This is a genomic window from Streptomyces violens, assembly GCF_000717745.1.
Classification (GTDB): domain Bacteria; phylum Actinomycetota; class Actinomycetes; order Streptomycetales; family Streptomycetaceae; genus Streptomyces; species Streptomyces violens.
Map to the genome: position 1 here is coordinate 13,880 of NZ_JOBH01000001.1, position 22,880 is coordinate 36,759.

The 22,880-nt window shown below is 73.6% G+C and carries 22 protein-coding genes; 11 read left to right on the plus strand and 11 right to left on the minus strand.

The genetic code is table 11. From position 1 onward, the window contains the following. Positions 1-11: 11 nt before the first annotated feature. Entirely contained in the window at positions 12-1,463 is a 1,452-nt protein-coding gene (locus tag IF04_RS0100060; RefSeq protein WP_030248888.1) for an RNB domain-containing ribonuclease, read from the minus strand. A gap of 84 nt (positions 1,464-1,547) precedes the next feature. Continuing rightward, positions 1,548-2,018: a VOC family protein gene (locus tag IF04_RS0100065; RefSeq protein WP_030248890.1), complete on the minus strand. Its 471-nt coding sequence runs from the start codon at positions 2,016-2,018 to the stop codon at positions 1,548-1,550. A 149-nt stretch (positions 2,019-2,167) separates the two neighbouring features. Between IF04_RS0100065 and yaaA the strand changes: the two genes are divergently transcribed. Next, positions 2,168-2,965 carry a peroxide stress protein YaaA gene (gene yaaA / locus IF04_RS0100070; protein ID WP_030248893.1) on the plus strand — a complete coding sequence of 266 codons (798 nt, stop codon included), beginning with the start codon at positions 2,168-2,170 and terminating at the stop codon, positions 2,963-2,965. 99 nt (positions 2,966-3,064) lie between these two features. Continuing rightward, a complete protein-coding gene (locus IF04_RS0100075; protein WP_030248896.1) occupies positions 3,065-3,718 on the plus strand; it encodes a bifunctional 4-hydroxy-2-oxoglutarate aldolase/2-dehydro-3-deoxy-phosphogluconate aldolase in 654 nt (217 codons plus the stop codon). 162 nt (positions 3,719-3,880) lie between these two features. Here the strand turns inward: IF04_RS0100075 and IF04_RS0100080 are convergent, their stop codons facing one another. The 3 genes from IF04_RS0100080 to IF04_RS0100090 are packed head-to-tail and all read right to left on the minus strand — an operon-like array spanning position 3,881 to position 6,692. Next, positions 3,881-5,089 (minus strand): bifunctional RNase H/acid phosphatase, encoded by a 1,209-nt coding sequence (locus tag IF04_RS0100080; protein WP_030248898.1) that lies wholly within the window; start codon positions 5,087-5,089, stop codon positions 3,881-3,883. 5 nt (positions 5,090-5,094) lie between these two features. Further along, on the minus strand, positions 5,095-5,838 hold the full coding sequence (locus IF04_RS0100085; RefSeq protein ID WP_211259760.1) for a zinc ribbon domain-containing protein: 744 nt from the start codon (positions 5,836-5,838) through the stop codon (positions 5,095-5,097). After that, entirely contained in the window at positions 5,835-6,692 is an 858-nt protein-coding gene (locus IF04_RS0100090; RefSeq protein ID WP_030248903.1) for a Nif3-like dinuclear metal center hexameric protein, read from the minus strand. Before IF04_RS0100090 ends, IF04_RS0100085 begins: the two co-directional genes overlap by 4 nt. 193 nt (positions 6,693-6,885) lie before the next feature. Here IF04_RS0100090 and IF04_RS0100095 point away from each other — a divergent pair, with 193 nt between their 5' ends. Next, positions 6,886-8,235 carry a hypothetical protein gene (locus tag IF04_RS0100095; protein WP_051830507.1) on the plus strand — a complete coding sequence of 450 codons (1,350 nt, stop codon included), beginning with the start codon at positions 6,886-6,888 and terminating at the stop codon, positions 8,233-8,235. A 150-nt stretch (positions 8,236-8,385) separates the two neighbouring features. Beyond that, positions 8,386-8,553: a hypothetical protein gene (locus tag IF04_RS38985; protein ID WP_169746100.1), complete on the plus strand. Its 168-nt coding sequence runs from the start codon at positions 8,386-8,388 to the stop codon at positions 8,551-8,553. Positions 8,554-8,644: 91 nt separating this feature from the next. Here IF04_RS38985 and IF04_RS0100105 read toward each other — a convergent pair whose 3' ends face one another. From IF04_RS0100105 to IF04_RS0100115, 3 genes are read right to left on the minus strand one after another with little or no spacing between them, the layout of a single operon-like run. Next, a complete protein-coding gene (locus IF04_RS0100105) occupies positions 8,645-9,580 on the minus strand; it encodes a 3-oxoacyl-ACP reductase (protein WP_030248908.1) in 936 nt (311 codons plus the stop codon). A 16-nt stretch (positions 9,581-9,596) separates the two neighbouring features. Next, the gene (locus IF04_RS0100110) at positions 9,597-10,673 is read right to left on the minus strand and encodes a Zn-dependent alcohol dehydrogenase (protein ID WP_030248912.1); all 1,077 of its coding nucleotides are present in this window, start codon (positions 10,671-10,673) and stop codon (positions 9,597-9,599) included. A gap of 34 nt (positions 10,674-10,707) precedes the next feature. Then, on the minus strand, positions 10,708-11,586 hold the full coding sequence (locus IF04_RS0100115; RefSeq protein WP_030248914.1) for a MaoC/PaaZ C-terminal domain-containing protein: 879 nt from the start codon (positions 11,584-11,586) through the stop codon (positions 10,708-10,710). A 242-nt stretch (positions 11,587-11,828) separates the two neighbouring features. On the opposite strand from IF04_RS0100115, the gene IF04_RS0100120 reads away from it, so the two are divergent. Together IF04_RS0100120 and IF04_RS0100125 are read left to right on the plus strand one after the other, a co-directional pair. After that, positions 11,829-12,794, plus strand: coding sequence for an ABC transporter ATP-binding protein (locus IF04_RS0100120; protein WP_051830615.1), 966 nt, complete (start codon positions 11,829-11,831; stop codon positions 12,792-12,794). Next, entirely contained in the window at positions 12,791-13,519 is a 729-nt protein-coding gene (locus IF04_RS0100125; RefSeq protein ID WP_030248919.1) for an ABC transporter permease, read from the plus strand. The genes IF04_RS0100120 and IF04_RS0100125 overlap by 4 nt, the downstream gene beginning before the upstream one ends. Before the next feature lie 9 nt (positions 13,520-13,528). Here the strand turns inward: IF04_RS0100125 and IF04_RS0100130 are convergent, their stop codons facing one another. From IF04_RS0100130 to IF04_RS0100140, 3 genes are all read right to left on the minus strand, one after another. After that, positions 13,529-14,326 (minus strand): SDR family NAD(P)-dependent oxidoreductase, encoded by a 798-nt coding sequence (locus IF04_RS0100130; protein ID WP_030248921.1) that lies wholly within the window; start codon positions 14,324-14,326, stop codon positions 13,529-13,531. A gap of 56 nt (positions 14,327-14,382) precedes the next feature. Beyond that, complete coding sequence (locus IF04_RS0100135; RefSeq protein ID WP_030248924.1) at positions 14,383-15,804, minus strand: MFS transporter; 1,422 nt, start codon at positions 15,802-15,804, stop codon at positions 14,383-14,385. Between the two features lie 117 nt (positions 15,805-15,921). After that, entirely contained in the window at positions 15,922-18,117 is a 2,196-nt protein-coding gene (locus tag IF04_RS0100140; RefSeq protein WP_030248925.1) for an acyl-CoA dehydrogenase family protein, read from the minus strand. A 119-nt stretch (positions 18,118-18,236) separates the two neighbouring features. On the opposite strand from IF04_RS0100140, the gene IF04_RS36410 reads away from it, so the two are divergent. The 5 genes from IF04_RS36410 (at position 18,237) to IF04_RS0100165 (ending at position 22,858) form a co-directional block, all read left to right on the plus strand. Next, positions 18,237-18,932: a hypothetical protein gene (locus IF04_RS36410; protein ID WP_051830509.1), complete on the plus strand. Its 696-nt coding sequence runs from the start codon at positions 18,237-18,239 to the stop codon at positions 18,930-18,932. Positions 18,933-19,058: 126 nt separating this feature from the next. Further along, entirely contained in the window at positions 19,059-19,721 is a 663-nt protein-coding gene (locus IF04_RS0100150; RefSeq protein WP_030248927.1) for a class I SAM-dependent methyltransferase, read from the plus strand. Between the two features lie 68 nt (positions 19,722-19,789). Further along, entirely contained in the window at positions 19,790-20,770 is a 981-nt protein-coding gene (locus IF04_RS0100155; RefSeq protein WP_030248928.1) for an N-acetylmuramoyl-L-alanine amidase, read from the plus strand. A 129-nt stretch (positions 20,771-20,899) separates the two neighbouring features. Next, positions 20,900-21,721: a hypothetical protein gene (locus tag IF04_RS0100160; RefSeq protein WP_030248929.1), complete on the plus strand. Its 822-nt coding sequence runs from the start codon at positions 20,900-20,902 to the stop codon at positions 21,719-21,721. A gap of 126 nt (positions 21,722-21,847) precedes the next feature. Beyond that, a complete protein-coding gene (locus IF04_RS0100165) occupies positions 21,848-22,858 on the plus strand; it encodes an LLM class F420-dependent oxidoreductase (protein ID WP_030248930.1) in 1,011 nt (336 codons plus the stop codon). Positions 22,859-22,880: the final 22 nt, after the last annotated feature.

A 22,880-nucleotide genomic window follows, 5' to 3' on the forward strand; every position in this document is an offset into this window, starting at 1 on the left:
GTGCCGGGCGCTCAGGCCGGTACGAAGCGGACCGCCTCGCGCCCCGGGTAGGCAGCCGTGAGGCGGACCCGTAGTGGGTGGCCGAGGGGCAGCGGTGGGGCCTCGGGGGTGGCGTCCACGCGGCCGATGACGGCCGGGGCGCAGAGGTGGACGGTGCCCTGGCGGGGCCGCTCCTCATGGACGTCGACGACGTAGCCGTCGAAGAGCTCGCCGATCCGGTCGTGCAGGACGGCCGCCTCGACCAGGTCGACGCACTCCCGCTCGACCCGGTTGGCGCGCCGCCCGCCCGCCGCCATCTCGTCCGGCAGCGCGGACAGCGCCGCCCGCACCCACTCCGGTACCGGCTGCCCCGCCGCCGCTGCCAGGCACAGCTCGCCTACGTAGCGGTCCACCAGGCGCCGCAGCGGCGCGGTGGCGTGCGCGTACGGCGCGGCGACCGCGGAGTGCAGGGCGTGTGCGGAGTCGGGCGGGGTGCCGTCGAAGACCGTGTAGCCCGCGCCGCGGAGCAGGGCGGTGCACTCCTGGAGGAACGCGGCGTGCGTGCTCCGGTGCGGGTCGAGGCCGCGGATCAGCTCCGCGTACGAGGTGTGGTGCGGCCAGTCGACGCCCAGCGCGCGGGCGGTACGGCGCAGTCGGCCGACCGCGCCGTCCGGTGCGGCGGGGAGGGTGCGCAGGATGCCGGTGCCGGAGCCGAGCATCAGGTCGGCCGCCGCCATGCCGGTGAGCAGTGAGAGCTGTGCGTTCCAGCCGTCGGCGGGCAGCGGGGCACGGTAGGCGAGGTGGTACCGGCCGTCGCGCAGCACGATCTCCTGTTCGGGGACGTTCAGCGAGATGCCGCCGCGGGCCCGTTCGCGCTCCTCGCGGAGCTGTCCGATGTCGCGGAGGAGGGAGAGCGGCTCCTCGGCGGTGCCGCTCTCAATAGCGCGCTGCACGCCTTCGTAGTCGAGCCGGGCCCGGGAGCGGACGACGGCGCGGCGGACGTCGGTGGCGACCAGCGCCCCGTACTCGTCGAGGTCCAGCCGCCAGAGGACGGCGGGCCGGTCCTGGTCCGGAAGCAGGCTGGCGGCGCCCTCGCTGAGGACGGGCGGGTGCAGGGGGACGCGCCCGTCGGGGAAGTACAGGGTCTGCACGCGGCGGTGCGCCTCGTTGTCCAGCGCGCTCCCCGGGGTGACGAACGCGCCCACGTCGGCGATGGCGTAGTACACGCGGAAGCCCCCGGGCGCGCGGCGCGCAAGGTACATCGCCTGGTCGAGGTCGGTGGAACCGGGCGGGTGGATCGTGAAGAGCGGCAGGTCGGTGGCGTCCTCGGCCGGCATACGGGGGCCGCGCGCCACGCGCGCCGCCTCCTCGCGCACCCCGGCCGGAAAGTCGGCCGGGACGTCCAGCCGCGTCCGCAGCTCCTGCAGCGCACCGCACAGCAGGGCCTCGTCCTTGTCGGTCACTCGCATCGGGCGACGGGGCATGGTTCGAGGTTAGGGCGGCGGGACGGTACCGGCCTGGTGGAGCGGGGCGGCGTGGCCCCCGCAGAAAGGAAGCCGGGCCGCCCGTCAGCCCTTGTACGCGGCCTCCAGGCGGGCGACGTCGATCTTCTTCATCCCCATCATGGCCTGCATGACCCGCTGCGCGCCCTCGGCGTCGGGGCCGCCCAGCAGTTCGGGGAGCGCCCGCGGCACGATCTGCCAGGACAGGCCGTACTTGTCCTTGAGCCAGCCGCACTGGCTCTCCTCGCCGCCCTCGGTCAGCCGGGCCCAGAGCTCGTCGACCTCCTCCTGCGTCGCGCAGTCGACCGAGAGCGAGACCGCTTCGGAGAAGGTGAAGGCCGGGCCGCCGTTCAGCGCGAGCAGTTCCTGCCCGGCGATCTCGAAGCGGATGACCATGACCGAGCCCTCGGGGCCCGGGCCGCTCGCTCCGTACCGCTGCAGGTCCAGGATGCTGCCGCTGTCGAAGACGGAGAGGTAGTGGTTCACCGCCTCCTCGGCCTGGTTGTCGAACCACAGACACGTCGTGATCTTCTGCATGGTGCGCTCTCCCGGTCTCAGGAACGGCGTCGCAGGAATGGCGTCGTGAGCCGACGCTACTCCCGGCGGGGCGGCCGGGCACGTACGCGCGGCGGATAGGGTTCACCGGGGCCGCACCCCCTACCGCTACGACCATTGAGGAGACCGCCGTGCTCGTTCTGCTGCCGCCGTCCGAAGGGAAGGCCGCAGGCCAGGCCGGGGACCCGCTGGACGTGGCCGCGCTGTCGCTGCCGGGCCTCACGGCCGCGCGCGAGACCGTACTGACGGAGCTCGTCGAGCTGTGCGCGGCCGATGCGGGCAAGGCGCAGGAGGTACTCGGCCTGAGCGAGGGCCTGAAGGGCGAGGTCGCGAAGAACGCGGCGCTGCGGACGGCCGGTGCGCGCCCGGCCGGGGAGATCTACACCGGCGTCCTGTACGACGCGCTGGACCTGGCCACGCTGGACACGAAGGCGCGCGCGCTCGCCGAGCGGTCGCTGCTCGTCTTCTCCGGGCTGTGGGGCGCGGTGGGCATCGCCGACCGGATCCCTTCGTACCGCTGCTCCATGGGCGTGAAGCTGCCGGCCCTGGGCGCGCTCGGCGCGTACTGGCGCGGGCCGATGGCGGAGACCATGCCGGAGGCGGCCGGGGAGGGGCTCGTACTGGACCTGCGCTCGGCCGCGTATGCCACTGCCTGGAAGCCGAAAGGCGAGGTCGCGGGGCGGACCGCGACCGTGCGCGTGCTCCAGTCGAAGATCGTGAACGGCGTCGAGAAGCGGTCCGTCGTCAGCCACTTCAACAAGGCGACGAAGGGGCGGCTGGTCCGGGACCTGCTCTCGGCGGGGCTGGAACCGGCCGGTCCCGCGGAGCTCGTGGAGACGCTCGATGAGCTGGGTTACACGGTCGAGGCGCAGGCCCCGGCCAAGGCCGGCAAGCCGTGGGCCCTGGACGTGATCGTCACCGAACTCTGACCGTCCTCCGAAATACGGTCTCCGCATACCCATATTCGAGTTATTGCAGCATGCGCAACGCTCGTTGCGAAGAATGCGGCCGAGGCGCACTATGAACGCGTGACTAGTGCTGCCTCTGCCTCCGCTGCCGCTTCCCCCGAGGGCTCCGTCCTCGGGCTGGCCCCCGTGATTCCCGTCGTCGTCCTGGAGGACGCGGCCGACGCCGTACCGCTCGCCCGCGCGCTCGTCGCGGGTGGCCTGCCCGCGATCGAGGTGACGCTGCGTACCCCGGCGGCGCTGGACTCGATCCGGGCGATCGCTGCCGAGGTGCCGGACGCGATGGTCGGCGCGGGCACGGTGATCACGCCCGCGCAGGTCCACGAGACGGTCGCCGCGGGCGCCCGCTTCCTGGTGAGCCCGGGGTGGTCGGCGCCGCTGCTGAGCGCGATGAAGGACTCCGGCGTACCGTTCCTGCCCGGCGTCTCGACGACGTCGGAGGTCGTGACGCTGCTGGGCGAGGGCGTCACGGAGATGAAGTTCTTCCCCGCGGAGGCGGCCGGCGGCACGGCGTACCTGAAGTCGCTGGCCTCTCCCCTCCCCCAGGCCCGCTTCTGCCCGACGGGCGGCATCACGGAGGAGAAGGCCTCGTCGTACCTGGCGCTGCCGAATGTGGCCTGCGTGGGCGGCACGTGGATGCTCCCGGCCGAGGCGCTCCGCGCGAAGGACTGGGACCGGGTCTCGCAGCTGGCCCGCGATGCGGCCGCACTGGCCTGACGGCACGGCGCCCTGAAGGGGCGCGGGGAACTGCGCGAGCAACCACCGCGGTGGCGCGGCCGGGTGACGGGATCATCCCGCCGTGGGGGCCCTGTCAGTGGCCGAGTGCAACGCCATCGTGGCTGGTCGCGCAGTTCCCCGCGCCCCTGGCGGCTGCGCCGCCTACCGCAGGTGCGACGTGTCGTTCAGCAGCCGCAGCGACGCGTTGCCGTCCGCGTAGTACGCGATCGCCGAGAGCGAGGCCGCGGAGAGTTCCATGCGGAACAGGGACTCCGGCGGGGCGCCCAGCGCCAGCCGGACCAGGGTCTTGACCGGGGTCACGTGGGTGACCAGCAGGACCGTTTTCCCGGCGTACCGCGTCTGGAGCCGGTCCCGCGTCTGCGCGACCCGGCGCGCGACGGCGGCGAACGACTCGCCCCCGCCGGTCGGTTCGGCCTTGGCGGAGGCGAGCCAGGCGTTCAGGTCGTCCGGGTAGCGCTCGCGCACCTCGGAGAAGGTCAGGCCCTCCCACGCGCCGAAGTCCGTCTCGCGCAGCCCGTCCTCGATGCGGACGTCCAGGCCGAGCCGGGCCGCGATCGTCCCGGCGGTCTCCCGGCAGCGCCGCAGCGGGGAGCTGACGATCGCCTGGACCGTGCCCCGTACGGCGAGCGCGGCGGCGGCCTCACGGGCCTGCAGGCGCCCCGCTTCGGAGAGTTCGGGGTCCGAGCCGCCGCTCCCGGAGAACCGCTTCTCCGGGGTCAGCGCGGTCTCGCCGTGCCGCAGCAGTACGAAGGTGGTCGGCGCACCGAGGTCGGCGGGCGCGGCCCAACCGGACGGCGGCGTGGCGGTGATGGCAGTCGCACCGGCGCCCTGCGACTCCGCTGCCACCGAAGCCGTCGTCCCCGAAGCCGTCGCCCCCGAAGGCTCCCGCGAGCCCGCCGCCAGCGCCGCGCGGGACGCGCCCGGCTCCCACTGGCGGCCCGCCGCGCCCGCGTCCATCGCCTCGTTGGCGAGCCGGTCGGCGTGCTTGTTCTGCGCGCGGGGGATCCACTCGTACGTGACCCGGTCGGGCGGGAAGACCGCCTTGGCGGTGGCCGCGAGCGGCTGCATGTCCGGGTGCTTGATCTTCCAGCGCCCGGACATCTGCTCGACGACGAGCTTGGAGTCCATCCGGACTCTGATCTCCGCCTCCGGGTCGAGCGCGTGGGCGGCCCGCAGCCCGGCCACCAGGCCCCGGTACTCGGCGACGTTGTTCGTGGCCGTACCGAGGTACTCGGCGGCCTCGGCCAGCGTCTCGCCGGTCTCGGAGTCGATGACGACGGCGCCGTACCCGGCGGGCCCGGGATTGCCCCGCGACCCGCCGTCCGCCTCGACGATGAACGTCCGCGGCATCGGGCTTACAGGCCCGAGTCCGGCGTACGGACCAGGATGCGGCTGCAGTTCTCGCAGCGCACGACCTGGTCGGGCGCGGCGGCCCGCACGTCGTTCAGCTCGGTGATGTCCAGCTCCAGGCGGCAGCCCTCGCAGCGGCGCTGGAAGAGCCGGGCCGCACCGACGCCGCCCTGCTTCGCGCGCAGCCGGTCGTACAGCTTGAGCAGGTCGGCGGGGATGTCGGCGGCGGTCAGCTCGCGCTCCTTGGTGACCGTGCCGGCCTCGTCGTCGATCTCGGCGAAGGCGGCGTCCCGGCGGCCGACCGCGTCGGCGACCTTGGCCTGGATGGCCTCCACCCGCTCGGTCAGCTCGGTGACGCGCTCCTGCGCGGACTCACGACGCTCCATGACCTCCAGGACGACCTCCTCCAGGTCGCCCTGGCGCTTGGCGAGCGAGGCGATCTCGCGCTGGAGGTTCTCCAGGTCCTTGGGTGAGGTGATCGCGCCGGAGTCCAGCCGCTGCTGGTCGCGGGCGGCGCGCTGGCGCACCTGGTCCACGTCCTGCTCGGCCTTGGTCTGCTCGCGGGCGGTGTCGCTCTCCTCGGTCTGCGCGGCGACGAGCAGGTCGCGCTGCTGGATGAGGTCGGCCTCCAGGGTCTGGAGCTCGGCCAGCTCGGGGAGGTTGTTGCGCTTGTGCGCCAGCTGGGTGAGCCGGAGGTCCAGGGACTGGACGTTCAGAAGGCGGATCTGGTCTGCGGGCGCGGCGTTCAGTTGGGGGCTCCTGGTGAATCGGGGGTCGTGGAGGACGCCGCGTGGGCGGTCCAGGGGTCGGTGACCGTACGGGAGACGTGCGTGCGCAGGTCCCAGCCGTGCCGGTCGGAGATCTCGTCGAGCTGCGCGGCCGCCTGCTCGCACCACGGCCACTCGGTGGCCCAGTGCGCGGCGTCCAGCAGCCCGAGCGGGCTCTTCTGGGTGGCCTCGGAGGCCGGGTGGTGGCGCAGATCGGCGGTGAGGAAGGCGTCCACGCCCGCCGCGCGCACGTCGTCGAAGAGGCTGTCGCCGGAGCCGCCGGACACCGCGACCGTACGGACGGTGCGGTCCGGGTCACCGGCGGCGCGGATGCCCTGCGCGGTGGCCGGCAGCCGCTCGGCGGCGTACCGGGCGAACTCCGCGAGGGTCATCGGGTGGGGCAGCTCGCACACCCGGCCGAGGCCGCGGCGGCCCGCCGGGTCGCTCGCGTCCGGCACCAGGGGGCGCAGCACGCGCAGATCAAGTGCGCCGGCGAGGGCGTCGGAGACGCCGGGATCGGCGGTGTCGGCATTGGTGTGCGCGACGTGCAGGGCGATGTCGTTCTTGATCAGCGTGTGGACGGCCCTGCCCTTGAAGGTGGACGCCGCGACCGTCGTCGTCCCCCGCAGATAGAGCGGGTGGTGGGTGACGAGCAGATCGGCGCCGATCTTCACGGCTTCGTCGACGATCTCCTGTACCGGATCGACGGCGAAGAGCACGCGCTGTACGGGCGCTTCGGGGTCGCCGCAGACGGTGCCGACGGCGTCCCACGCCTCTGCCCGCTCGGCGGGCCACAGGGCGTCGAGGGCGGAGAGGACTTCAGACAGTGCGGGCACGGGTGGAAGGTTACCTCCCAGCCCGGGCGGAACGCCCAGCCGCGGGGGTGGCAGCGGCCCGACTGACACATCCGCCACACCGCTCGCAGGCGAATCGGACAACGGCCACTCATACGCGTGAAGTGGCCCATCACTCGTTGATCGACACGAAGTGCGAAAACTAGCTTCAGTCGTGACTGGAGGTGACCATTCCATGACTGCCTGTGCAATCGAGGGCGTTGGAACCGACGGGAACACCGAGGACGTCACGGAGACCGGACTGCCCCACCGCCCCGCCGCGCTGACGCTTGCCGCCGACGGGTCGTACGCCGCGCGGCTCACCCAGGGGCCGGGCGGCGGCTGGTACCCCGAGCGTTGGACGCTGGACGGCTGCGAGCCGTACGCGGTACCGCTCCCCGGCCGCCTCCCCGAGCAGCCGGACAGCGCGCTGCTGCCGCTCACCGACGGCCGGGTGCTGATCCTGCGCCGCACGGAAGGCCACTGCACGGTCGCCCTCCTGTACCCCACGGGCCCGGGCACCGGCGAACTCCCGCTGGGCGCCGTGGAGACCGCGGAGCTGACGCTGCTGCCGCCCGCCCCCGGTGGCACGACGGCCCACGCCCTCGCCCCCGTGGGCGGCGAGGGCGCGCGCCGGGCCACCGCGGTCTGGCTGCTGCACGGCGGGGGCGACGGCCCGCGGCGGATCGCCCTGGTGCCGGGCCGCTGCACCGGCGGCGCCTGGCTGGACCGGGAGGGCCGGCTGCTGGCCCTGGACCGCGAGCTGGACGGGCTGACCAAGACGGTGGTGGTCGACCTCGGCCGGGGCGGCGAGGTCAGCCCGCTGCTCCAGATCACGGAGCGGAGCAACGACCGGCTGCTGCTGGCCGACCCCGAGAGCGGGCTGATCCTGCTGCGGTCGGACGCTCCCGGGTACGACCGGATGGGCTGGGGCGTACTGGGCAGCACGCTGCCGGTGCGCTTCCCCGAAGCGCTGCGCGCGGCGGACGCCGCGCTGACCCCCTTCGCCATGCAGCCAGGGCAGGCGCTGGCCCCGGAGAGCTGCGCGGTGGCCTTCCGGGTGGACGCGGCGGCCGGCACCTGGCTCGCCACGTGGCGGCCCACGATGAAGCAGCTCCACCGGCCGGCAGCGCCCGCGGGCTGGCTCGCCGGCACGGGCCGCTGGACCCCGGACGGCGAGCTCAGGCTGCCGTACGCGACGCCGGCCACCCCATGCGGCGTGGCACGGGTGACCGTCCCGTGGGACACGGCGGCCGCGGCCCCTCCGAACGCCGCGACCGCGTCCGCCGCCCTCCCCGTACCGGTACCGGCAGCGGCCCCCGCGTCGCACTTGCAACGCCTGACGCGGCTCCCCTGGGACACCTCGTCCGCTGTGCCGCCGACCTCCGGAATCCGCACAACCCCCGCCGGGTATCCGAACGGCTGCACAACATCCGCACAATCGGACCCGGTCGCGAGGGAACCGTACGCGGACCGGACGCATCCCCAACCGTGCAGGCCAGTCCCGCTGCAGCAGGCGCCACTGGCGGCCCGGGAGGCCCGGTAGAGCGGAAAAACACGCCCCGTTAGAATTCCGAGGGGGCTACGCAGCCGGTTGACCCGGCCACCGACGGTGATGCCTGGGGGTACCCCCGGTGCAGCCGGGGGAGGTCCCGACGCGTACACCTGTAAGCGATCTGACGGAGTGACACTTTCCATGTCCGAAGCCCGAACCGACACGACCGAGGCGCGCCCGCAAGGGTCCCCCGCCCAGGCCGCCACGGCCGCAGGCTCCGGCAAGCACCGTGGCCCGGCAGCGAGCGAGGACGCGGTCGCGTCCAGCGCCGGGCGGCACCGCCGGCCCAAGAACTCCCGGGAAGCCTGAGCGACACCGGCCATCCCGAGTCGGCCGTGGCCGCCACGAGAGACGTCTCTCGTGGCGGCCACGGCCGTCGTGTATACGGGCCGCGCGGGGCTCAGCCCTTCTTGAGGGCCAGGATCTCCGTAGCGGCGAAGTTCTCGTACGGGGCGCGGCCCTCGAAGTACGGCGTGAGCGCCGCGTCCAGTTCCTGGTACGTGAAGACGTCCTTGGCCGCGTCGAACTGCGCGGCCACACGGGGCCGGTCGACGAGCGCGACCATGCCGCCGTGCACGACGAAGACCTGCCCGTTGACGCGTGCCGCCGCGGGCCCCGCGAGATAGCCCACCAGGGGCGACACATGCTCGGGAGCCAGCGCGTCCAGCTCGCCCTCGCCCGGTGCCGCGAAGGCGGCGAAGACGTCCTCGGTCATACGGGTGCGGGCCCGCGGGCAGATCGCGTTCGCCGTCACGCCGTACTTGCCCAGAGCCGCCGCGGTCGACGTGGTGAGTCCCACGATTCCTCCCTTGGCCGCCGCGTAGTTGGGCTGTCCCGCCGAGCCCGCGAGGAACGCCTCGGACGAGGTGTTGACGATCCGCCCGTACACCGGACCGCCGGCCGCCTTGGAACGCTCGCGCCAGTGCACGGCGGCGAAATGGGTCGTATTGAAATGGCCCTTGAGATGAACGCGGATGACGGAGTCCCACTCGTCCTCGCTCATCGAGAAGACCATGCGGTCCCGCAGAATGCCCGCATTGTTCACGAGGATGTCCAGCGAGCCATAGGTGTCCACGGCCAGCCGGATCAGGCCGCGGGCCGTGTCGTGGTCGGCCACGTCCCCGAGGTGGGCGGTGGCCTGCCCGCCGGCTGCCCGGATCTCGGCGGCGACCTGCTCGGCGGGCGCCGCCGACGCCTCGCCCGAGCCGTCCCTGCCCGGCTGCCCGTAGTCATTGACGACGACGTTCGCACCGAGCCGCGCCAGTTCCAGCGCCTCGGCCCGGCCCAGGCCGCGGCCCGCTCCGGTGACGACCGCCGTCCTGCCTCGCAGAGTCATCGGTTCCCCCTCACCCTCACAGCTCGATACAGGTACGCAGCGAGGTGCCGGTCCGCATCTGGTCCAGCGCGTCGTTGATGCCGGCGAGCGGCACCCGGTGGGTGATGAGGTTCTCCAGGTCGATCCGGCCGGCCCGCCACAGGGCGATGGCGCGCTCGTACGAACGGACCACGTCCCCGCCCCCGTACAGCGAGGGCAGGATCTTCTTCTCGTCGAAGAACAGCTCGAACATGTTGACCTGGAAGAAATCGTCCATCGCGCCCGCGCCGACGACGCACAGCGTGCCGCCGCGCCGGGTCGTCTCATAGGCGGTGCGGGCGGTGGCGGACTTGCCGACGACCTCGAAGACGTAGTCGAAGCCCTCGCCTTCTGTGATCCGCTGCTTGGCGTCGGCCAGCTCATCGGGGGCCACCGCCTCCGTCGCCCCGAAGCGCAGCGCGGCCTCGCGCCGCGACTCCACCGGGTCCACCGCGACGATCTGCGCGGCGCCGCTCGCCCGCGCGCCCTGGATCGTGGAGATGCCCACACCGCCGCACCCGATGACCGCGACCGACGAACCGGCCTCTACCTTCGCGGTGTTCAGGGCCGCACCGAGCCCGGTGGTCACGCCGCACCCGATGAGCGCGGCGATGTCGTACGGCACGTCGTCCGGGATCGGCACCGCGCAGTGGGCGGCGACCACGACCTCCTCGGCGAAGGTGCCGGTGCCGGCGAACCCGAAGACATCCCCGCCGGGGCGCTGGAAGTTGGGGGTGCCGGCGCTCATGAAGCCGGCCAGGCACAGGTGGCTCTGGCCGCGCCGGCAGGACGGACAGCTGCCGCAGGCGGGCAGCCAGCACATCAGCACCCGGTCGCCCGGCTTCAGCGCCGTGACGCCGTCCCCGACGTCGAGGATCTCGCCCGCGCCCTCGTGCCCGGGGACGAACGGTGTGGGCTGCGGCAGTACGCCGCTCATCGCGGAGAGGTCGGAGTGGCACAGTCCGGCGGCCCTGATCCGTATCCGTACCGTCCCCGGCCCGAACCCCACCGCCTCCACGTCGTCGAGGACGTCGAGCTTGTCCTGCCCTGTCTCGTGCTGTACGGCTGCGCGCATCTGCGACTCCTCCTGGTTGTCCCTGGGGTGTGTCCTAGCCGTGCTCCACCACCGTGTCCGCCAGCACCGGTGCGTCCTCCCGGTCGGCGGCCGTCACCACGACCTGAATGCGGTCCTGCGCGGTCCGCCACATCCGGATCCGCAGCGTCTCCCCCGGGAAGACCACGCCCGCGAACCGCGTCGCGTACGACCGGACGCGCGACACGTCGCCGTCCAGCAGAGTGTCGACGACCGCCTTGAGCGTCACGCCGTACGAGCAGAGCCCGTGCAGGATCGGCTTGTCGAAGCCCGCGAGCTCGGCGAACCCGGGGTCGGCGTGCAGCGGGTTCCAGTCGCCGGAGAGCCGGTACAGCAGCGCCTGGTCGGCCCGGATCAGCCGGGTCACCGTGCGGTCCGGCGCCCGTTCGGGCAGCTCCGGGCGGTCGGAAGGCCCGCGCTCGCCGCCCCAGCCGCCCTCGCCCCGGACGAAGATCTGGGTGTCGCTGGTCCAGAGCGGCCCGTCCGCGTCGGCGGTCTCCGAACGCAGCACGATGACCGCGGCCTTGCCCTTGTCGTACACGGCGGGGACGGTCGAGGTCTGCCGGGCGGTGCCCTGCAGCGGGATCGGCCGATGCAGAGTGATCTTCTGCGCGCCGTGCAGCACGGCCGCGAGATCCACGTCGATACCGGGGGCCGAGAGCCCGCCGACGACGGCCATGCCGGCGCCCGCGACGGTGGCGAAGCTGGGCAGCACGTGCAGCCGGCTCTCCAGGGTGTAGCGCAGCTCGTCGGGGTCGGTGGCGGCACCGGGCCGCTCCTCGGTGGCCGCGCCCGCGCCGATACCGAGGTGGTAGAGCTGGATGTCCTTGTGGTCCCAGGCGATGTCGGAGATACGCGGCTCGGCGGCGATGGCCTTGGCGGCGTCGATGGGCATGGGGCGGGGCTCCTTCGCCGTGCGGTGCGGGTGACGGCGGGTCGGGACTCGGCAAGACCCCGGCCGTCCGTCCGCACCGTCGGCCGGCCGGGGTCGTCAGCGATCGGCGACGCGGACCTGCGTACGCAGGCACACACGCACTAGAACGCGTTCTACCGATGGGGCATGTATAGCCGATCCCGGGTCCGCCCGGAAGACCCCTGACGACCCGTCAGTTGTCCGGCACACGTAGATTCATGGGCATGACGACAGCAACGGGGAATACGGGGACAACGGGGAGCGCGCGGGACGCCACCGCGGTGGCGTTCTCGGGCGTGGTGAAGACGTACGGCGAGGTGCGGGCCGTGGACGGGCTGGACCTCACGGTCCGCCGCGGCGAGACCGTCGCGCTGCTCGGCCGTAACGGTGCAGGGAAATCGACCACGATCAGCATGCTGCTCGGACTGCTGCCGCCCACCTCCGGCGAGGTGCGGCTGTTCGGCGGCACACCGGAACGGGCGGTGCGCGAGGGGCGGATCGGCGCGATGCTCCAGGACGGCCGGCCGATACCGCGGGTGACGGTGCGGGAGCTGGTCGCCTTCGTGGCGGCCACCTATCCGAAGCCGATGGCGGTGTCCGAGGCGCTGGCGCTGGCCGGCCTCGAGACGCTCGCCGGGCAGCGGGTGGACAAGCTCTCCGGGGGCCAGACGCAGCGGGTCCGCTTCGCGGTGGCGCTGGCGGGCGATCCGGAGCTGGTCGTACTGGACGAGCCGACCACGGCGCTGGACGTCGAGGGCCGCCGCGACTTCTGGCGGGCCATGCGGGCCTGCGCGGGGCGCGGCAACACCGTGGTGTTCTCCACGCATTACCTGACCGAAGCGGACGAGAACGCCGACCGGATCGTGGTGGTCGACCGCGGCCGGGTGGTGGCCGACGGCACCGGCGAGGCCATCAAGCGCACCGTCGGCGGCGCGCTGGTCTCCTTCGACCTGGCGGACGGGCCCACGGACGGCCTGGCCGAGCTGCCGGGCGTCACGTCCCTGGAGATACGGGGCGACCGGGCGCTGCTGCGCTCGGCGGACTCCGACGCGACGGTGCTCGCGCTGGCCCGGCTGGGCCTCGTACGGGGTCTTCAAGTGGCCCCGGCCAGCCTCGAGGACGCGTTCCTCGCCCTCACTTCATCCGCCCTCGAAGGCGCCGCGGCGGTCGGAGAAGGAGCCCGGCGATGATCGACTACATCCGGCTGGAAGTCCGCAGGACGCTGCGCGACAAGGGCTTTGTGATCTTCGGTATCGGGATGCCGGTGGTGATGTACCTCCTGCTCACCCATATCGCCGGGGACTCGGGCAAGGACGCCGACGCCTGGAAGGTCTCCGCGATGGTCGGCATGGCGTCGTACGGCGCGCTGGGCGCGGCCCTGGGCACGGGCACGGGTGTCGCCGAGGACAAGAAGCTCGGCTGGCTGCGGCAGTTGCGGATCACACCGCTGTCCCCGGCACGGGTGGTGGTGGGCCGCGGGCTGAGCGGCTCGGTGACCGTGCTGCCCGCGATCGCCGTGGTGCTGCTGCTGGGCGCGCTGGTCAACGACGTACAGCTGTCGGCCGGGCAGTGGGCCGGGCTCGTCGTACTGCTGTGGCTGGGCACCGCGCCGTTCACGCTGCTGGGCATGGGCAACGGCTACCGCCTCTCGGCGCAGGCCGCGGGCATGGTGAACGGCGGCTGCATGATGGTGCTGGCGATCATCGGCGGACTGTGGTTCCCGGTCGCGGCGTTCCCCGGCTGGCTGGAGAAAATATCCCGCTGGACCCCCTCGAACCGCTTCGCGGAGCTGGGCTGGAGCATCACCGCGGGGCACGGCCCTTCGGCGGGCACGATCCTCGTCCTGGCGGCGTGGCTGGCCGTCTTCGGCGCTTACGCGGTGTACGCGTACCGGCGCGCGGCGCGGACGGCGTGAGGGGCGGGCTCACGTACGCAAGTACGACGCGCCGTTGACGTCCAGTACCGTGCCCGAGCTCCACTGGGCCTCCGGGGAGGCCAGCCAGCGGACCGCCGCCGCGATCTCGGCCGGCTCGGCCACCCGGCCGAACGGGCTCTGCGTGCGGATCGCGGCGCCCTGTTCGCCGGCCAGCCGGTGACCGACCCGTTCGGTGTCGATGAAGCCGGGCGCCACGGACGCCACCGCGATGCCGTACGGCGCGAGCGCGACCGCGAGGGACTGGCCGAGCGCGTGCACCGCGGCCTTGGTCGCGCCGTACGCGGGGTGGTCCGGCTCGCCGCGGAAGGCGCCGCGCGAGCCGACGTTGACGATCCGTCCGCCGCCGCCCTGCGCGATCATGCGCTGGGCCGCGCCGTGGCTGAGGTGCGCGGTGCCGAGCAGATTGACCGCGACGTGCTGCTGCCAGGCGGCGGTCCAGTCGGCGTAGGCGGTGGTGGCGGGCGGGTGCGGGGTGTTGACCGCGGCGTTGTTGACCAGTACGTCGATGCCGCCGAGCGCCTCGTCTGCCGCGGCGATCAGGCCGGCGGCGCCTTGCGGGTCGGCGATGTCCGCGTGGAGCAGTACATGGCCGTCGCCGGGCAGCGCGGCGAGGGTGTCCTCGGCGTCCGCCCGGCGCGTGCCGTAGTGCACGGCGACCCGGTCGCCGTTCTCCGCGAAGGCGTGCGCCAGGGCCCGGCCCAGGCCGCGCGAGGCGCCGCTGACCAGGACGCGGCGGCCGCGGGCGGGAAAGGGCGGGGGAACGGGGGCGGGAGCGGTGTCAGCCATGCCCGCATCCTGTCAGCCGTGCCCGCGCACTCTCGCGGTGAGCCGCCCCGGGTGCTTCAGGCGGTGTCCTTCTCGCGCCCCGGCAAGGAGAACAGCATCAGCAGCACGCCCGCCAGCAGGACCGCGGCGCCGACCCGGAAGGCGAGCGCATAGCCGTCGGCGAGCGCCACCCGGCCGCTGCCCACGACCCCGGCCGCGACCGTGGAGAGGACCGACAGGCCGAGCGCGCCGCCCATCTGCCGCGAGGTGTTGATCAGCCCGGAGACCAGCCCGGCGTCGCCGGCCGCCGCACCCGACGTGCAGATCGCGGCGATCGGGGTGGCCGACAGGCCCGCGCCCAGCGCCATCGCGATGCCCGGGCCCAGGATCGTGCCCAGGTACGTCCCGTGCACGTCCATCGTGGACTGCCAGGCCATGCCCACGGCCGCGAGCAGCACACCCGCCACGGCCACGGTCTTCGCGCCCAGCCGGGGCAGCGCCATCAGCCGGGGCGCCGCCTTGGAGCCGATCACGATCGAGAAGGAGTGCGGGAGGAAGGAGAGGCCCGCCTGGAGCGCGGTGTAGCCGAGGACGTTCTGCGTGTAGAGCGAGAGGAAGTACCACATGGAGAACATCCCGGCGCCGACCACCACCATCGCCGAGGTCGTCGCCCACACCGACCGTGGCCGGAAGACGCCCAGCGGCATCAGCGGCGCCGCGGACCGGGCCTCGACCACCAGGAACGCGCCCAGCACGACGAGCCCGGCGAACAGCGGCAGCAGCGCGCCCGCTGCCGTCCAGCCGCGCTCGCCGGTCTGCACGATGCCGTACGCGACGAGCGCGAGCCCGCCGGTGACCAGCAGCGCGCCGGGTATGTCCAGCCGCCGGCGGCCCTCCTGCCGGCTCTCGCTCAGACAGAGCGCGGCGCCGACCAGTACCAGCGCGCCGACCGGCACATTGATCAGCAACACCCAGCGCCAGGACAGGAACTGCGTGAGCAGCCCGCCGACCAGGCCGCCCGCGGCGCCGCCGCCCGCGCCGACCGCGGTCCAGGTGGCGACGGCCCGGGTGCGGGCCGGGCCCTGCGGGAAGGAGGTGGTGAGGATGGTGAGGGTGGCCGGGGCGAGCACGGCGGCACCGACGCCCTGGACAGTACGGGCGGCGATGAGCTGCCAGGGCTCCTGGGCGAGCCCGCCGCCCAGGCTGGCGGCGGTGAACAGTCCGAGCCCGGTGAGGAAGACCCGCTTGCGTCCGAAGAGGTCGGCGGCGCGCCCGCCGAGCATGAGGAACCCGGCGAAGGTGATCACGTACGCGTTGACCACCCACTGCAGGCCCAGCTCGCTCAGGCCGAGCGACGCCCGCATCGACGGCATCGCGACGTTCACCACGGAGACGTCGAGCACCACGAGGAACTGCCCCGCGCAGACCGCGAGCATCACCGCCCAGGCGGGCGGGGCCTTGCGGGCGGTCGTTCCGGACGGCTGCTGGTCAGTGGTCATGGGCGGGGGCATGATGGCCATCGTGTCATCCGACCGGTGCCTCGGGCATCGGTTTATCGACCCAGCGGTCCCGGTCCGGAGGACCTAGGACCGCCCGGCGTTCCGCTTCAGATGGCTTCAGATGAGGGGGCGCGGCTCGGGGTCTCTGGGGAGGCCGAGCAGTCGCTCCGCGACGACGTTGAGCTGTACCTGGGTGGTGCCGCCCGCGATGGTCAGGCAGCGGGACATCAGGAAGCCGTGCAGCGCCCGCTCCCCCGCGCCCTCGCGCACCGCGCCCGCCGGGCCGAGGAGTTCGAGCGCCAGCTCGGCGACGGCCTGCTGGTGACGCGTCTGGACGAGCTTGCGGATACTGGCGCCCGCGCCCGGCTCCAGCCCGGAGACCTGCTGGAGGGTGGTGCGCAGCCCGATGCAGCCCAGCGCGTGCGCCTCCGCGGCCAGCGCGCCCACCCGCTCCCGCAGGGACCCGTCCGCGTCCGCCGCGTCCGCCCGTGCGAGCAGCGCTTCGAGGCCCGTGTCGAAGGTCATCCGGTCGGCCATGTGGACGCGTTCATTGGCCAGCGTGTGCCGGGCCACCCGCCAGCCCTCACCGGCCTCGCCGACGACCGCGTCGGCCGGCAGCAGCACGTCATCGAAGTACACCTCGTTGAAGAGGGCGTCCCCGGTGATCTCCGTCAGCGGCCGGACCTCGATACCTGGTGTCGCCATGTCGACAAGGAAGAACGTCAGGCCCCGGTGCTTGGGCGCGGCGGGGTCGGTGCGGGCGAGCAGGATGCCGTAGTGCGCGGTCCGGGCGGCCGAGGTCCACACCTTCTGCCCGTTGACCCGCCAGCCGCCGTCCGCCGTGCGCTCGGCCTTCGTGCGCAGCGCCGCCAGGTCGGAGCCCGCGCCCGGCTCGGAGAAGAGCTGGCACCACCGCCGCTCGCCGCTCAGGGTGGGCGGCAGATGGCGTTCCTGCTGCTCCGGCGTGCCGTACGTGATCAGCGAGGGTACGACCCAGGTGGCGATCCCCAGGTCGCTCACCTCGACCCCGGCGGCGCGCAGTTCCTCTTGTACGGCGAGCTGCTGGAGGGGCCCGGCGTCCAGTCCCCACGGCGCGGGGAGGTGCGGCGCGGCGTAGCCGGTGGGGGCGAGCGCCCGGCGCGCGGCGGCCGGGTCGAGTCCCTTGGCGGCGGCGATCGCCGTGCGGGCCGCGGCCCGGTGCGGCTCCGCTCCGGTGGGCAGCTCGGTCCGCAGCGCGCGCCGGGCGCCGGCCGCGCCGTACCGGGCCGCGCGCTGCCGATGCCCGGCCGGGCCGCCCAGCAACTGCCGGGCCACGGTCGCCCGGCGCAGGTACAGATGCGCGTCGTGCTCCCAGGTGAAGCCGATGCCGCCGAGTATCTGGATGCAGTCCTTGGTACAGGTGAACGCGGCTTCCGGAGCGGTCGCGGTGGCCAGCGCGGCCACCAGGCCGCGCACCTCCGGCGCCTCGTCCATGGACCGGGCCGCGTCCCAGACGAGCGCCCGCGCCTGTTCGAGCCGTACGAGCATCTCCGCGCACAGGTGCTTGACCGCCTGGAACTGCCCGACGGGCCGCCCGAACTGCTCGCGCACGGCGGCGTACTCGGCCGCGGTGCGCAGCGCCCAGGCGGCGATACCGCACGCCTCGGCCGCGAAGAGCGTCCCGGCCAGGTCCCGTACGAGCGCCGCGTCGACGGCGACCAGGCGGTGAGCGGGGACCCGCGCGCCGGACGCGGTGACCTCGGCGGCGGGGCGCGTCGGATCGACGCCGGGCGGCACACGTACGGTCAGCCCGGCCACCCCCGCGTCGGCGGCCAGCCAGACCGTACCGGTGGCGGTCTCGGCCGCCAGCAACAGCAGATCGGCATCCCCGCCGCCGAGTACGGGCGGGGCCGTGCCGTCCAGGACGTACCCCTCGGGACCCTCGACCGCCGTCATTGCGCCGGACTCCAGGGCGACGGCGGCGATGCGCTCGCCCGCGGCCACGGCCCGTACCAGGTCCGGCTGCCCACCGCGGTGCAGCAGTTCGGCGGCCAGGGCGCTGGGGAGGTACGGGCCCGGCAGCCCGGCCCGGCCCGTCTCCTCCAGGACGACGGCCAGGTCCAGCAGCTCGCCGCCGCCCCCTCTGCACTCCTCCGGAAGCTGCGGGCCGAGGAGGCCCAGGGCGGCCAGCGCGTCCCAGTGGGCGGGCCGCCCATCGGAACCGTCCCCCTCGTCGACGAGCTTGCGCCGCGCCTCCGGTGGTACGACGCGCGCCGCCCAGCCCCGCACCGCGTCCGCCAACTCCCGTTGCTCCCGCGTGATCCCGATCCCCATGCGGGGCAGGCTAGAACACGTTTCAATCTGACGGAAGGTCAGATACTGATTCCGACTGACCGGTTGTCATCGTCGCTGGTCAGCGCCCGTTGTCAGTGCCGGTCCGTAGACTTCTTCGCATGACCCAAGGACCCCTGCCCGCCGCTCCCGCACCGGACGCCGCCGTCTTCCCCTTCGGCAAGCAGCGGAACCGCACCACGCTGCGGGGCGGGATCTGGGCCCTCCTCCTCGCCGTCGCGCTGCCGCTCGCCTGCGTCGCGTACGAGTACGGCGTCGGTGCGTGGATCTTCGCGGTGCTCTGGTTCCTCGCGTTCGGCGCGATCGGGGCGGGGAGCATCTGGTCCGGATGGGTGGACCGGCACGCCTTTCTGGCCTTTGACGCGACGGGCGTCTGGTGGCTGCGCGACCGGCAGGAGCGGGTGAACGGCGTCATACCGTGGGCCTCACTGGACGCGGCGGGGCTGATCCGGTGCCCGCAGCGCCCGGAAGCGGAGGGCCAGGCGCGGAAGGCGGGCTCCAAGGAGAAGGGCACGGCGAGCCGGCCGGGGCCCCGCCTGATGAGCCTCGAACTGTTCCCGACCGGCGGGGTGGACGCGAACGACCCGGTGCTGGCCCCGCTCATCGCCCGGGACCAGGACCCGTCGCGCCCGCCGCACCTGCCCGAGCAGCGCTACCGCATAGGCGTCCCGGTGTTCGCCACCCGCCACTACGGCGCCGCGGTGGTCGCCGCCGCCCGCAAGCACGCGGGCGACCTCTGGTGCGGCGAGCACGAGCGTCCCGCGGGTCACCTCCGCGTCCAGGACCTCATCAGCTGACCTGCCGAAGCCAGGACCCGCCGCAGCCGGGACCGGCCCGAAACAGCAGGTGAGGCCCGCCGCCGTGGTCGCCGTCGACGTACGGCAGCATGGGCACCTACTTCCGAGTACGCCCAGGAGGCACCCATGGCCGCCGCTGCTGCCGTCGCACCCGAGCCGGAGATCCTCGCCGCCTTCGAGGCCGCCAAGGGGTTCATGCCCGTGGACGAGGGGCTCGCGCTGTACGCGGCGGCCGTCGAGGCGGGTGCGCTCGGGCTGCCGCTGATCGAGATCGGTACATACTGCGGGCGCTCCACGCTGCTGCTGGCCGACGCGGCGCGCGCCGCCGGGGTCACGGCGGTCACCGTGGACCACCACCGCGGCAGCGAGGAGCAGCAGCCCGGCTGGGAGTACCACGACACGGAGGTCGTCGACCCCGAGGTCGGGCGGATGGACACGCTGCCCGCCTTCCGCCGCACGCTGCACGCGGCGGGGCTGGAGGAGCACGTGCTCGCGCTCGTCGGCCGCTCCCCGCAGGCCGCGGCCCTGTGGCGGGCCCCGGCGGGCCTGGTCTTCATCGACGGCGGGCACACCGACGAGCACGCCACGGCGGACTACGAAGGCTGGGCGCCGCACGTCGCGCCGGGCGGCCTGCTGGTGATCCACGACGTCTTCCCCGACCCGGTGGACGAGTGGACGGGCCAGGCTCCGTACCGCATCTACCTGCGTGCCCTGGAGTCCGGCGCGTTCACGGAGGTGTCGGCCCACCGGTCGCTGCGTGTCCTGCGGCGCACGGGCGACGGGATCTGAGGGACGTCCGACAGGCGCGCGCCCCGCGGGAACACCGGCTTCCGGCCGCAGAACGTTACGATCGCGCTGTGTCGAACGGCAGTACTCCCCCCACCTCCCGCCGCCCCGCCCGCGCACTGCTGGCCGTGCCGGCGGTACTGGCAGCCCTCTGCTGCGCCGGCTGCGGCGCGCTCGGCAACGGCGACGGCGACGGCGCGGCGTCCCCGGCCAGGCCGGGCCCGGAGCGCCCCGCGGCGGCCGGCTCGCACACGCCCGGCCAGCCGGCCGGCCAGGGCGAGCACGACGGCAAGCAGAGCCACGGAGACAAGAGCGACGGGGACCGAAGCAACGGGGACAAGGGCGACCGGGACAAGGGCGACGAAGGCCGTCGGGGCGGCTCGCTCCGGGGCAAGGTCGTGCTGATCGACCCGGGCCACAACCCGGGCAATCGCGATCACACGGCGGAGATCGCGCGCCAGGTCGACGTCGGTAACGCCCGCAAGGAGTGCGACACCACGGGCACCTCCACCAACGCCGGGTACGCGGAGGCGTCCTTCACGCTCGACGTGGCGCGCCGCACCCGCGCGCTGCTCCAGAAGGAAGGGGTGAAGGTCGTCTTCACCCAGGACGGCGACCGCCCGTACGGGCCGTGCGTGGACGAGCGCGCGGAGATCGGTAACAAGGCGCACGCGGACGCCGCGCTCTCGATCCACGCGGACGGCGCCGGAGCCGGCAACCGCGGCTTCCATGTGATCCGCCCCGGCGTGGTGCACAGCGGCGGCGCGGACACCCGGAAGATCACCGGCCCGTCGCGGGACCTCGCCGACCACCTCGTGGGCCGCTTCGTCGCGGCGACCGGCAGCGCGCCGGCCAACTACATCGGCGCAGGCAAGGGGCTGGACACCCGTACCGACCTGGGCGGACTCAACCTCTCCCGGGTGCCGAAGGTCTTCCTGGAGTGCGGCAACATGCGCGACGCACAGGACGCCGCGCGCCTCACCGACCCCGCCTGGCGCCAGAAGGCGGCCGTCGGCATCACCGAGGGCATCACGGGCTTCCTGCGGAGCTGAACGCGCCTCGTACGACCCGGCGGATCGGGCGGTAGGTTCCCCCTTACGATGGGGCCACCCCCGCGCCTCGCACCGTGCGCAATCGGCGACTGCACGACCCATGACGAAACACGGCAAAGGACTTCTTACGTGAACATCCGATCCCTCACACGAGGCGACGGCGTGGTGATCGGAGCAGCGGTGTTGCTGTTCATCGCCTCGTTCCTCGATTTCACCGGTGGCCTTGAGAGCATCAACGCCTGGGACTCGCTCTCGTGGGTCATGAGCATCTACCTGGCCGGTGTGATCGGTGCGGTTCTGACCATCGCCGCCAAGGCGATGCCGCAGCCGCGTAAGGTCGCCGGCCTCGACCTGGGGCAGTTCGGCGTCGCGCTCACGATCTTCGCGGCGTGGACCGCGTTCTGGACGATCATCGGCGTCGGCAGCGCGGGCCCCGGCATCATCATCGGCTTCATCGCCGCGCTGATCCTCGCGGGCGCGGCCATCGCCACGCCGCTCGTCCCGGCGCTGCAGGGCCAGCTCATCACCGCCCCCGCCGCCCGCCCCGCCGCGTACCCCACGGGCGCCAATGCCGGTTACGGCTACCCGGGCGCTCAGCAGCAGGTCCCGGGCCAGGGCTACGGCTACCCGGGTGCTCAGCAGCAGGGCGGCCAGCCCTCGTACGGCGGCCAGCCGCAGCCCGTGCAGGGCGGCCACACCGGCCAGGCCGGGCAGCCGCAGGCGGCCGACCAGCAGACCGCCGCGCCGGCCGACGCATTCGCGCCGTTCTGGTTCGCGGTTCCGGTCGCCCGCCCGCTGTACGGCGAGGACGGCAGCCCGACGCCGATCGCCGAACTGGCGCCCGGTACTTGGTACCTCGCGGTCGAGCAGCGCGGTCAGGCGCTGATCGCGCAGACCCAGGACGGCCGCCGCGGCGTCCTGCAGGACACCACCGGCATCCAGCGCGGCTGACACCACCACCCGCGCTCCCGGCCCCTCGCCCCTTTGGGCGGGGGGCCGTTGCCTTCCCCTGCCGCGCCCCGTACAGTCACCGCACCGAACTGACGGTACGTCAGGAGTCTGTCAGGAGGCATCGGCATGCGGCTCGGACTGACGCTCGGCTACTGGGGCCGCGGCCCCGACCCCCGCCACCTCGAACTCGCCCGCGAGGCGGAGGCGTTGGGGTACGACTCGGTGTGGACGGCGGAGTCCTGGGGCTCGGACGCGTTCACCGCGCTCACCTGGATCGCCGCCCACACCTCGCGGATCGGGCTGGGCACCGGTATCGCGCAGATGGCGGCCCGCACGCCCACCGCCACCGCGATGCACGCGCTCACCCTGGACCATCTGAGCGGCGGCCGGATGATGCTGGGGCTGGGCCTGTCCGGGCCGCAGGTCGTGGAGGGCTGGTACGGCAGGCCGTTCCCGAAGAGCCCGCTGACCGCGACCCGGGAGTACGTCGACGTGGTACGCCAAGTGCTGCGCCGCGAGGGGCCGGTGACGCTGGACGGCCGCTTCCACACCCACCCGTACCGCGGCCCGGACGGCACGGGCCTCGGCCGTCCGCTCAAGCCGATCACCCATCCACTCCGCGCCGACCTGCCGCTGTTCCTCGCCGCGGAGGGCCCGAAGAACATCGCGCAGACCGCCCGCATCGCCGACGGCTGGCTGCCGCTGTACTGGTCGCCGGAGCGCACCGACGTCTACCGGGCAGCACTGGCCGACGCCCCGGAGGGCTTCCGCGTCGCGCCCATGGTCCGCGCCGCGGTCTGCGACGACGTCACCGAAGGGCTGCTGCCGGTGAAGGCGATGCTCGGCTTCTACATCGGCGGCATGGGGCACGCGACCAGGAACTTCCACGCGGACCTGATGGCGCGGATGGGGTACGAGGAGGCGGCGCGGCGGATCCAGCGCCTCTTCCTGGAGGGGCGCAGGGAAGAGGCCGTGCGCGCCGTCCCCGACGCCTTCGCCGACGAGATCTCCCTCGTCGGTCCGCGCGAACGCCTCGCGGAGCGGCTGGAGTTGTGGCGTGCGGGCCCGGTCACCGACCTCCTGGTGACGGCCCCCGACCCGCACACCCTGCGCGTACTCGCCGAGCTCAACTCCTAGGCCGGGCACGACCCAGGACGCG